Here is an 11,663-nt window from a genome sequence, read left to right as displayed (position 1 = left end):
TGTCCGCAGCAGCGTGTGATACTTCTTCTGTACGAAGAAGTTGTTCACACGATGAAGCAGACAAGGGCTTTTTTGTGCTGAGGAGTCAGAAGATGTACTTAGACAAGAATGTTTGTGTATTTGGATTGTCGGTGGAGCTTACCCTTTAACCGCCCCTGAAGTTAGTCCTCCTACAATATACTTTTGCCCAATGAGGAACACAATTAACACAGGCAATGACGTGAGCACAATATCCGCGCTAACCAGATTCCACTGAGCACTGAATTGCCCGAAGAAGTTATATACAGCCAGCGTCATCGGCCACATCTCCACTGTATTCAGCATATAGAGTGGGGCAGTAAACTCATTCCAGACACTCAGGAAATTAAGAACAAATACCGTTACCAGCACCGAGGTTAACAAAGGTACAATGATTCTCAGGAACAGCTTGATCCCGTTACACCCGTCCATAATGGCCGCTTCGTCCAGCTCCTTCGGGATGTTAGACACAAACGCATACGTAATGAACAGCGAGATTGGAATACCCATAGCCGTGTAGAGCAGAATCATGCCGACATGTGAATTGATCATGCCCATGGACTTCATGACTTCCATCAGCGGAATGTAGTTGAGCGGCAGTGTGATACCAAGAATCAGGAAGAAGTACAGAAACTTGCTGAGCCTCGAATGGTTGCGTGATAACGTGAAGGCCGAGAAGGCCACAACAAACACCAGTAGCAGGGAAGAAGCCCCGGAATGCAGCAGACTGTTGAAAAAGGAACCGCCTAAATGTCCCTGTTCATAGACGATTTTGTAATTTTCGAAAATAAACTTCTCGGGCAGCGTCAGTTTTAGCACTTTGGCCTCGGCGTCCGACTTGAATGAATTCAGTACAATGACGACAAAAGGAATCAAGACCACCAGGCTAAGCAGCCAGGCGAGTGCATTTAACCCAATGGAAGCGAGTCTTTTTCTCAAACGCATGTTAGTATTCCACCTTTCGGTTCATCAAACGAATGATGAAAAAGGAGATGATCGCCATGATGACAAACAGAATGGTGGATAGCGCACTCCCCAGTCCCCAATATCCTTTGGCAAAAGAGGAATAGACAGCCGTATTAATCACATCTGTCGCGTTACCGGGGCCACCATTGGTTAACACGTATACGGCATCGAATACTCTCAGCCCGTATGTAATATTAAGCACCGTGGCAATGGTAATGGTAGGCATCAGCATCGGAATGGTGATCCTGAACAGCTTCTGTCCGAATCCGGCGCCGTCTATGGACGCTGCTTCGTAATAATCGCGGGGGATGGCGAGCAGTCCGGCGATGAACAGCACCATGATGTACCCCATGCCTTTCCACGTGTCCACTGCCATGATGGATGGCATGGCCCAGGTCAGGGAACCCAGCCAATTCTGGGCGAGAACGTCCAGTCCCATGGAACGCAGGGTTACGTTTACGAACCCGTTGTTGGGGTCAAGCAGACTTTTGAACACAAGCCCAACAATCAGGAACGACAGCACCTGCGGGGAGAAAATGATCATCCGGTGCAGATTCGCGGCCTTTACACCGCTGACCAGCAGCAGGGCCAGAAACAAGCCGAGAACCGTCTTGGCGATGGATGTAACCAGGGTGAAGAGGACTGTGTTTTTGATAAAAAGCAGATAGGTCGGATCACCCGCCAGAATAGTGCGGAAATGCTCCAGACCGATAAAGTTCTTCTCCGAACTATAGCTGTTCCAGTCGGTGAAGGAATAATAGATGCCCAGCAGGGCGGGAGCGACAATGAACAGCAGATATAATACAATCGCTCCAGATGAGAAATACCATGGATAGATTTTGTTTGCATTCATAATCCGTAACACCTTTCCTTCCTGCCAAAATACACAAGCGGGCAAATGCCCGCTGCATGTAAGGTTGTTCAGCGTTTATATTTACTTGAAATACGCGCTTTTACTGCCACTTCTCATCTTTCAGCACTTTGGCTTGTTCAGCCCGACGTTTATCAATATTTTGCAAAATCTGATCCGGTGTCATTGCGCCAGCGAACATGCCTGACAAGTCTTTGCCAATATCCATCCATTGTGGATCAATGTATTTCACAGCGGCCTGCATAACCGTACCTTTTTCATGATCTTTCTCATAGTCGATGTAGTCCTGTGTCAGCTTCGGTTCGATTTCCGGCCAGCAGATCGTCAGGTTACCTTCACCTTCATCGAACACACGTTGCAAGTGATCATGCTCGGTAATCCAGCGGAAGAATTTCAGCACTTCTTCGGGATGTTTACTGTTTTTGTTACCAAACATCGCAGCCGATCCGCCCGGATTCACACCAATCGTCTGATTATCTCCCCACGGCATGACGAAGAATCCCATATTGTCTTCCATTTCCGGATACGCTTCGGACACTTCCTTTTCCGTCCCTGGAACCCGCAGCAACATCGCTGCTTTCTCCTGACCAAACGCTTCAATTCCCGCTTCTACCGTATTGGACAAGAAGTCTTTGCCGAAATAACCGAGATCCGCAAATTCCTTCAATTGTTCAATGACCGTCTTGAGTTGCGTCATATCTGCGACTTTCATCTCATTGTTATTTAATTTTTCGTAGGTTCCTGCTGTTGTTTGCTCATAGTTAGGCCCCGTTTCAAACAAAGGCAGAACCTGATACCACCCGCTGGCAGGTGCTTGATAGAACGGAATAATGTCTTTATCCTTAATTTTCTGGCTGATTGCCTTGAATTCGGCATAGGATGTAGGAGGTTCTATGCCGAGCTCTTGGAAGATACGTTTGTTATAGTACACATACCAAATTTTCGTTGGCGCAAAAGAAACCCCGTACACCTTGTCATTGTGACTAACGGTTGGCAAAATCTCTTCAGACATCCGACCTGTGAATTCCTCATTGGTCAAGTCAATGGCATTTTCCTCCGGTCTTACGTTAGCCGGCATGCTCAGTGGGTCCACATCGACATTGAAAATATCAGGTGCTTCGCCAGAGGCCAGCTTCACCTTGATCAGGTCACGCCACTGTGCGTCAGGGACGACCTGGAAGTCAATTTTGACACCCGTCTCCTGCTCATATTCCTTGGCCATCGTCTGCATGATGCCTGTACGCGGAATACCGGATTGGCTTGTTCCAAACGTGAGTGTCACCTTACCCGAACCTTCCGTACTTTTGCCTGAGTTGCACCCGGCAAGCAGCAGAGCGGAAAGCAGGAGCACACTTGCAAGCGAAAATAGAAATCGTTTTCTCATCATTGAACCTCCCGGAATATAAAGAAAATTGTCACTTGCCGAAACGCTTAATGTAAGCGTATTCTTATGTGGATAACTTTACTGTGAACAGCGGATGTGCTCAATAGACAAAAGCGTTCTGTTGGGTGGACATTTTCGAATGGTGTGACAGATATCATCATAGGACGAGGTGTGTGGGGATTGCGATATCGATTTGGAACGCTTCAGCAAAGTCTGTTTGCCTATTACTCTGCGGTATTTATTATCTTTTCGCTGATTGTGGCGGGGCTTCTGTATGTTTTCCTTGCAAGTGACATTCGTCAGCGAAGTGAAGAACAGCAGAGACAACTGGGGGTATCAATCGTCAGTAACTTGGATCAGGAAGTGGTGAAAATGAACAACTTTTCCATGAATATTGTGTATTCCAATCTGGTCAAAGAACACTTCAGTCACTACTTGGCACCAGCGGAGGATAGCGAGCAGACGATGACGAGTGATCCGGCATTGTATAAGGATACAACCACACTAATTGATGTTATTCTCGCGATCATCAGCAGCTCCAATACAGCCAAGCAGGCCAATATCTATGATGTGAATGGCAAGATGCTGGGAGCGGGTGCATTCAACGGTCAACTGTCGGTAGACCTGACTCAGCGACCGTGGTACAAGGAAACCTGGGAGCGGAGTGGATGGCGGGTGATCCAATTGTTAGAGGGGGGAGCTTTGCCCATGCCGACCGGCGAGGGGAAATCGGAGCAACCCTATATTTCCCTTACCCGGGTATACAAAGATGGCAATTATGTCAGCCAGGGCGTCGTTGAGATTTTGCAGGATGCCGGAACCCTGTTTCAGCATTTGAATGATTTGCAGGCGAGTAACAACGATCTTCGAATCTATGTAGTGGATGAACAAAATACACGGTTGTATCCACTTTCTTCGGATGCCGATGCTCCTCAAGCAGGCCATTTCGATGATGTGGACTTGATTCAAAATCTTTCATTTCCGCCTGATACGATGCAGGAGATCACCGATCCTTTGAGTCAGTCCAAACAAATGATGACGTACATGACGTCACAGGAGACGGGATGGACCGTTATTGTCATGCAGTCCAAACAGTCTCTTTTTGAGAGTCTCAACCGGATGGCTGTGATGTTTATTGGTGCCACGTTAGCTACTCTCATGTTAATTCTGGTTCTCTCGTATCTGATCTCCAAACGGGTTACTTTGCCGCTGCATCGCTTGCAGCGCATTATTCAGAAAACGGGTGAGAATGATCTGGTATCGGGTCAGGATTCCGGTCAGTTGTTCAAGCTGGAGCATCCCGGTTCTATTCGGGAGATGGATGAGCTGAATGATACGTTTATCCGGCTGAATCAACAGCTTGTGCAATCGTTTCAGGACAGGCTGGCGATGAAATCTCAGGAGACAGAAGCGAGATTACTGGCGTTACAATCCCAGATGAACCCGCATTTTCTCTACAACAACATCACGAATATTAGCATCATGGCGGAAGAAGGCATGAATGAGCAGATTGTCGCGTTTTGTGGTCATATTGCATCCATGCTCCGTTATATTTCTACTCCGGGTAAGAACGGGGTTCCACTGTCTCAGGAACTGGATTATTGCGAGCGGTATCTGGAGTGTATGAAGATCCGGTTTGAAGATGATCTGCACTACGAGTTTCATATTCCGGATGAAATGCAACATATCCAGGTTCCGATGCTGATGGTACAACCACTACTCGAAAATGCCATGAAATATGGACTAGGTGATACCCCTCCATGGAAACTAAATATCACTGGAGATATGGATGCAGTACAGCAAACCTGGCAGATCCACGTGGAAGACAACGGACCTGGCATGGAACCCGAGGCACTTGCCAAGATCATGCATTACATTGAACAGTCACAGGAGTGGGAGCGGATGCCTGACCTCGAAATTAACGGTATGGGACTCAAGAATATATGGGTCCGATTGAAATTATGGTATGGCACGGCAGCCCACATGCAGATTACGAACAAGCCTTCCGGCGGTGTCCAGATTACCATAGGTGGTTCCATTCGAAAGGAGCATGACTGAACCCATGACAATCAAATATAGAACGATTATTGTGGAAGATGAAGCCCTGATTCGCCGGAATGTCTCACGCAAATTCAGAGAGTTGGGCACCCGGTTCGAGGTGATCGGTGAGGCGAGGAACGGTCAGGAAGCGTTACAGCTGATCGAACATTCCGTTCCTGATCTGGTTGTAACCGATATTCAGATGCCGGTGATGAACGGATTGGAACTCGCCAAACATCTGTATTTTGCCTATCCGCATGTGAAAATTGTCATTCTGAGTGGTTATCATGAATTCGAATATGCACGACAGGCGATCAGTTACAAGGTGGAGGATTATCTGCTCAAACCATTATCGGAAGAACAGCTTCGTACACTGCTGGATGCGATGGAATTGAAGCTTGGGAGCGCTGTGGATTCGCTTGCCCATGTCAGTGCCGTGCTGGATGAACAGGTGAAGCCGGAGGATATCGCAGAGGCCGTTAAGTTGTATTTGAAGCAGAATTACATGCATGAGATTACACTCCAGGACATGGCGGGACAGATGCATTTTAGTGTGGACTATCTGGGGAAGTGTTTTAAGAAAGTAACGGGTGAGACCCCGTTGAAATATATGACAGGTCTTCGGATTAATGAAGCAAAACGCATGCTCGTTACTCATGAGAATATGGATATCAAGACCATTGGTGGAGCGGTAGGGTATAGTGATTCCCACTATTTCAGCCGGATTTTCAAAAACAAAACGGGCATGTACCCCAGCGAGTACCGACTGCAACTGCAGGAACGAAAAAAAGCCCTGTCCATGGATGATGAGAACCATGTTGACTTGAGCTGATTACTGGGCCAGAGCTTCTTCGGTTATTTTGCGAATATCAAACGGGGAGCGGATGCCTTCTTCGATCATGTCGGGGAGAATCTGTTCCAGGAAATACTGCACACAGTGGAGGTCGATATTTTTGATTTTGACCAAGGCATAACGGTACATAACGATAAATTCTTTCTCCGTATTGCCACGTTGGAGCTCAGCAAAGGCTTCATATACCTGATCCATCTTGTCTGCGACTTCGAGAATCAGTCCTTCAACCGATTGGTCTTTGCCCTCACGCAGCTGTCTGCGGAAGATAGGCTGGAACTCTTCAGGAATATTTTCATTAATAAAATGTTCAACCATGCCTTCTTCCACCTTTTGCAGCATCGAACGCAGCTCCAGTGAATAATGTTTCACGGGTGTTTTGATATCACCGATGAAGATTTCGCCATAATCATGACTGCTCGTAATTTCGTATAACTTCTTCCAATCAATGGTGACTCCATGTTGCTCCTCAATATCTGCGAGCGTTTTGGCGTACTGTACCACTTTCCAGGAATGAGCGGATACGCTGTGTTCTTCGAATTTGAATTTGCCAGGTGTACGAATAATACGTTCAAGATCATTCAGTGACCTGAAGTACGTGTGAATTCCCATATAAGCGTTCATCCTTTGCTGATTGAGTATAAGTGTGAGTATCCATCGACTATACGCCAGTTATGTCAACTGTGGATTAACGCGGATAGCGCCGAAGGTAAAATGAAGTTTTAATTCTCTATAGAAGGACGAGAGGATGAAAGGGAGACGTAGGAGAAAGTACGCAGCTTATCGACAAACAATAAAAAGCCACGATGTGTGACTGAACGTGAGTTCGGCATCCATCGTGGCTTCAGTGTGTAGATGTTGTGCTCTAGCGCTACATAAGTACAGTTGAATCAAGCATTATGACTTTTTACGTACCGGAGAAGTATACCAGTACGCCATTCCAACAAAGAGGGCACCGCCGATGATATTACCAAGCGTCACCGGGATCATGTTATGAAACCAGCCTGCCAGAGTAATGGTATCCGGGTGGTTTGGCAGCAGCCAGGATAAAGACAGCAAAGTCATATTGGCAACACTGTGCTCATATCCACTTGCAATAAAGGCGTATAGACACCACCAGATGAGAGCAATTTTGGCGATATCCTCTTTTGTGCGAGCAGCCATCCAGATCGCCAGACAGACAAGCCAGTTACAGAGAATGCCGCGGAAGAATAACTCCGATACGGGAGCAGCCATCTTTTTGGCAGAAGCGACAAATAGAAGATGTTCGGGCGCAGCCGTTTTGAACAGACCGCTGCCTACAATAAGCAGGCTGAGCAGGATCGCACCTAACAGATTGCCGAGGAAAACGAGTCCCCAGTTTTTCAGTGTATCTTTAACTGTGGTCCGGCCTGCGAGCGTGCTCATGGTGAAAAACATGTTGTTGCCTGTAAATAGTTCCGATCCGGCAAAAATGACTAGCGTGAGGGCGAGTCCGAAGGACATGCCCATCAACATGGTTTGCAGTGGTGACTGTGCCGCTAGGAGCGGGGCACCAATACTGAAGATCAGTACGATGCCAAGCCCTACATAGGCACCCGCCATTAAGGCGGCAACCATGTAGCGTGAAAGATTTGAGTTCATCTGATCCCGTTTTTTAACCGCAGCTTCAATAATTCCCTCAACACTTGGTGTATACATCACGGTTTCCCCCATTATTTTGCATCAATCTTTGAACGTTTCGATGGAGCTATATTTCAATCCAGACTTGGCCGTTCTCTACCTTCACCGGATACATTTGCACTTGCCCATTGTCGGGTGCTTGCACAACACCGGTAGTCAGGTCAATTTTCCAATCATACAGCGGATCGTACAGATAATGCCCGGACACGATGCCTTCAGCCAGCGGCCCACCCTTGGGATGGGGGTTGTGATTATCAGCGGCGAAGATGGTGCCATCCGATGCACGAAAGACAGCAAGCTGATGGTCCCGAATCTCAACTACTCTTCCGATTCGTGGCAGGAATTCTTCAACTACTCCGGCGGGGAAGTAGATGCCTGATTGTTTTGTCGTCATCTTAAACCACTCCTTATCTATTTAACATTCTCCAGTATTAATCCTGCAAGCTTGCTTATGGACGAGCCGATACTTCGATACCATGGAACATTTTGCTTTGGCCTTCCTCATTGCGAATCGCTTTTTGCCAAGGTTCTTCAACATGCTCAAGTGCAAATTCAATCCGCTGCATCAACGCTTTACGTTCCTCAAGGTTATCCACGACAACCGAACGAATATGCTCCAGACCCATGCGTTCCACCCACTCGGAAGTCCGTTCCAGATAGTTACCTGTCTCGCGGTAATATTGCATGATGGCTCCGCACAGTTCAATCAACTCTTCATCTGTTTTCACTTTGCATAAGGAATCAGCCAGTCTAGCTTTAATACCGCCGTTACCACCGATGAAGATTTCCCAGCCTCCGTCGTTACCAACGATACCGATATCTTTGGTACACGCCTCTGCACAGTTTCGCGGACAACCGTTGACGGCATATTTAAACTTGGCTGGCAGATCAAGACGTTCGAATTTACGTTCAATGCGAGCACCCATGGCCATGGAATCCTGTGTACCGAATCGGCAGAATTGGGAGCCGACACATGTTTTGACCGTACGCAGCGATTTGGCGTATGCATACCCTGAAGGCATATCCAGTTCAGCCCAGACTTTAGTCAGATCTTCTTTTTTAACACCAATCAAGTCGAGACGCTGACCACCGGTAACTTTGACTGCTTTCACATCATATTTGACTGAAACGTCAGCGATACGTTTGAGGTCCGCTGGTGTAGTCACCCCGCCATACATTCGAGGTACAACCGTATACGTTCCATCCTTTTGAATATTCGCGTTCATACGTTCGTTAACAAAACGGGATTCTTTCTCATCTTCGTGAGTATCTGGTGCAATCATGCCAAGGTAATAGTTGATCGCCGGACGACATTTGGAACAACCTTCAGGTTGACTCCAACCCAGTACATTCATGACCTCTTTGGTTGTTTGTAATCCTTTTTCACGAATCTCGGCTACGATTTCATCCCGTCCCATGGAAGTACATCCGCAGATGCCCTGTTTGCCTCCAGTACTGAAACTGTCTCCAAGTACATATTGCAGAATCTGTTCCACAACCGGTTTACACCCACCACAAGAGCGTGTTGCACCGGTACAGGCTTTGATTTCATCTACGCTGGTAAGTCCTTGATTTGTAATGACATCAACAATGGTTCCTTTAGTTACACCGTTACATCCACAAACAATCTCGTCTTCCGCCATCGTTTCTACAGAGGTGGTTTTCTTATGACCGCCGCAGCCTGTACCCATGAGTGAACCATACAATTCTTCGGTCATTTCGGTTTGATTTTTAATCAGTTTTTGCAATTCGGCAGAATCCGTAATGTCACCGAAGAGAACAGCGCCGACCATTTTATTATCACGAAGCAGAATTTTTTTGTAGGTCCGTTTCCAGTCATCTTTGTGCGAAATGACGGTGTGCTCTGGACTGTCGATGAATTCACCGGTTGAAAAGACGTCTACACCCGAAATTTTCAATTTCGTAGATACTACAGAACCTTCATATGGAGCGGTCTCCACACCGCAGATATGTTTCGCCAGAATCATACCTTGCTCGAACAATGGGGCAACGAGGCCGTAACATACCCCGCGGTGCTCTGTACATTCCCCGACCGAGTACACATTCTCAAATGAAGTCTGCATATAGTCATCCACGACAATACCCCGGTTCACTTCCATACCGCTTTCGCGGGCCACAGCCGTATTGGGTTTAATGCCTACAGCCATGACCACAAAATCAACATTCAGAACCGTATCATCTGCAAAACGAATCCCTTCAACGCGTTCGCCGCCCAGCAGTTCGGAAGTCTGCGCACCCATCTTGAACCGGATACCCTGACGTTCCAATTCAGCTTTTAACATGGCTGAAGCTTGTGGATCAAGCTGACGCTCCATCAAATCCTGCATCAAGTGCACTACGGTAACTTCCATGCCGAGTTGTACCAAACCTTTGGCAGCTTCAAGCCCCAGCAGTCCGCCCCCGATGACGGCCGCTCTTTTGTACTGTTTGGCAGCGTCGAGCATCACATTACAATCAGCGATATCGCGGAAACCGACAACACCCTCTTTGTCGTGTCCCGGTACGGGGAGAATGAAGGAGTTGGAGCCTGTTGCAATGATAATTTTGTCATAAGGAACGCGAGTTCCATCTTCAGTCACAACTTCGTGTGTCTCGGCATCGATTCGTGTAACCGTTGTGCCTGTGTGCAGCGTAATGCCGTAATCTTCATACCAGTGAAGGTCGTTCAGCACGATGTCATCCAGTGTTTTGCTTCCTTCCAATACATAGGACAACATAATGCGGTTGTAGTTAGGGTGGGGCTCTGTGCCAAAAACGGTAATATCAAATCGCGATGTTAATTTCAAAATTTGTTCTACGGTACTGATTCCTGCCATTCCGTTACCTATGATAACGAGTTTCTCTTTTTTTCCGTTCATGTGTGTATGCCTCCTTGGATAGACGCTGTACATTACCAACAATTTTAGTGGTTTATATTTGAAATTATACAAGTAGTTGACGACAGTTTATGTGATTTAATTCACTAATAAAGATAGAAGAGTCATTAATATAATAGTGTGAGCCCTATCACAGAAAGTTATATTTATTTTCATACAAATAAGAAATGCGAACTATTGTTCTTATTTTGTTTTCGTTGTAAAATCGGAACTGGGCCGTATTGTTCCCGATTTCTTCGAAAGGACGTTTTTGCATCATGATGGGAAGATCCCACCTTATTATCGGGACAGGCGTGTCGCTTTCTGTTCTGCAGTTGGCCGGTATGCCGGTGACTGCACCGGCAGTTACGGTTGCTCTGATTGGTTCGTTATTGCCTGACATTGATGAGCCAAATTCGCTGCTGGTATCCAGAGCCTTGCCTAACAGTCTGATCAGGTTGTTACAGACGATTCTGTTGCCCACAGCTGTATTTGTGTACTTCTATGTTCATGCCAAACCATGGAACCTGTTGCTTGCGATCCTCATTGCGCTCGTGTCATTCCTGCCTTCACGTTCGCTTCGCAAAGTGTTGATGTTTGCGATTGGACTTGGGCTGGTCTTCTATGGTCACGCGTTCGCACCGTGGAACTTGATTGCGGGCAGTTTGTTAATGCTCTGCACCACACTGACTCATAGGGGACTGACACATACCCTATACGGAACCGCAATATGGGCGGGCTTGTTGTACAGCACGACCCAGCAGCAGGGACCGGAGATTTGGGTAGCGGGAGGCACGGCATATGCGATGCATCTGTTGGCCGATTCACTAACCAATCGGGGTATTCGTCCGTTACCACCGCTCAAGTGGCGCATACGGGTGAATCTGATGAGTACAGGGACCAAGCGTGGGGCCGTTGTAGAGAATGTCTGCATTGTGCTTACTCTTATTTTGGCCTGGATTGCATTCTCACCGCTATTTCTATAGCCATCCAAAA

At 47.1% G+C, this 11,663-nt stretch carries 10 protein-coding genes; 3 read left to right on the top strand and 7 right to left on the bottom strand.

Features of this window, described 5'->3' with window-relative positions; translation table 11 throughout:
- Window positions 1–138: 138 nt before the first annotated feature.
- From MKY44_RS20130 to MKY44_RS20120, 3 genes are all read right to left on the bottom strand, one after another.
- A complete protein-coding gene (locus MKY44_RS20130; RefSeq protein ID WP_036668529.1) occupies window positions 139–963 on the bottom strand; it encodes a carbohydrate ABC transporter permease in 825 nt (274 codons plus the stop codon).
- 1 nt (window position 964) lies between these two features.
- Complete coding sequence (locus MKY44_RS20125; protein WP_017687164.1) at window positions 965–1,837, bottom strand: carbohydrate ABC transporter permease; 873 nt, start codon at window positions 1,835–1,837, stop codon at window positions 965–967.
- Window positions 1,838–1,937: 100 nt separating this feature from the next.
- Complete coding sequence (locus tag MKY44_RS20120) at window positions 1,938–3,242, bottom strand: ABC transporter substrate-binding protein (RefSeq protein ID WP_341008258.1); 1,305 nt, start codon at window positions 3,240–3,242, stop codon at window positions 1,938–1,940.
- A gap of 177 nt (window positions 3,243–3,419) precedes the next feature.
- On the opposite strand from MKY44_RS20120, the gene MKY44_RS20115 reads away from it, so the two are divergent.
- Both MKY44_RS20115 and MKY44_RS20110 read left to right on the top strand, forming a co-directional pair.
- Window positions 3,420–5,297 carry a cache domain-containing sensor histidine kinase gene (locus tag MKY44_RS20115; protein ID WP_341008257.1) on the top strand — a complete coding sequence of 626 codons (1,878 nt, stop codon included), beginning with the start codon at window positions 3,420–3,422 and terminating at the stop codon, window positions 5,295–5,297.
- A 4-nt stretch (window positions 5,298–5,301) separates the two neighbouring features.
- The gene (locus MKY44_RS20110) at window positions 5,302–6,111 is read left to right on the top strand and encodes a response regulator transcription factor (protein WP_211080853.1); all 810 of its coding nucleotides are present in this window, start codon (window positions 5,302–5,304) and stop codon (window positions 6,109–6,111) included.
- Here MKY44_RS20110 and MKY44_RS20105 read toward each other — a convergent pair whose 3' ends face one another.
- The 4 genes from MKY44_RS20105 to nirB all read right to left on the bottom strand — a co-directional run bounded on the left by MKY44_RS20105 (window position 6,112) and on the right by nirB (window position 10,670).
- Window positions 6,112–6,741 (bottom strand): YfbR-like 5'-deoxynucleotidase, encoded by a 630-nt coding sequence (locus MKY44_RS20105; protein WP_133385582.1) that lies wholly within the window; start codon window positions 6,739–6,741, stop codon window positions 6,112–6,114. It abuts the gene before it with no gap.
- A 285-nt stretch (window positions 6,742–7,026) separates the two neighbouring features.
- Entirely contained in the window at window positions 7,027–7,809 is a 783-nt protein-coding gene (locus tag MKY44_RS20100; protein WP_338588039.1) for a formate/nitrite transporter family protein, read from the bottom strand.
- 49 nt (window positions 7,810–7,858) lie between these two features.
- The gene (nirD, locus tag MKY44_RS20095; protein WP_338588038.1) at window positions 7,859–8,185 is read right to left on the bottom strand and encodes a nitrite reductase small subunit NirD; all 327 of its coding nucleotides are present in this window, start codon (window positions 8,183–8,185) and stop codon (window positions 7,859–7,861) included.
- Between the two features lie 55 nt (window positions 8,186–8,240).
- Window positions 8,241–10,670 carry a nitrite reductase large subunit NirB gene (gene nirB / locus MKY44_RS20090; RefSeq protein ID WP_341008256.1) on the bottom strand — a complete coding sequence of 810 codons (2,430 nt, stop codon included), beginning with the start codon at window positions 10,668–10,670 and terminating at the stop codon, window positions 8,241–8,243.
- 275 nt (window positions 10,671–10,945) lie between these two features.
- On the opposite strand from nirB, the gene MKY44_RS20085 reads away from it, so the two are divergent.
- Window positions 10,946–11,653 (top strand): metal-dependent hydrolase, encoded by a 708-nt coding sequence (locus MKY44_RS20085; protein ID WP_036615169.1) that lies wholly within the window; start codon window positions 10,946–10,948, stop codon window positions 11,651–11,653.
- Window positions 11,654–11,663: the final 10 nt, after the last annotated feature.

It is taken from the genome of Paenibacillus sp. FSL R7-0026 (assembly GCF_038004485.1).
Classification (GTDB): Bacteria; Bacillota; Bacilli; order Paenibacillales; family Paenibacillaceae; genus Paenibacillus; species Paenibacillus xylanexedens_A.
This window is presented reverse-complemented; position numbering and strand designations above follow the sequence as displayed.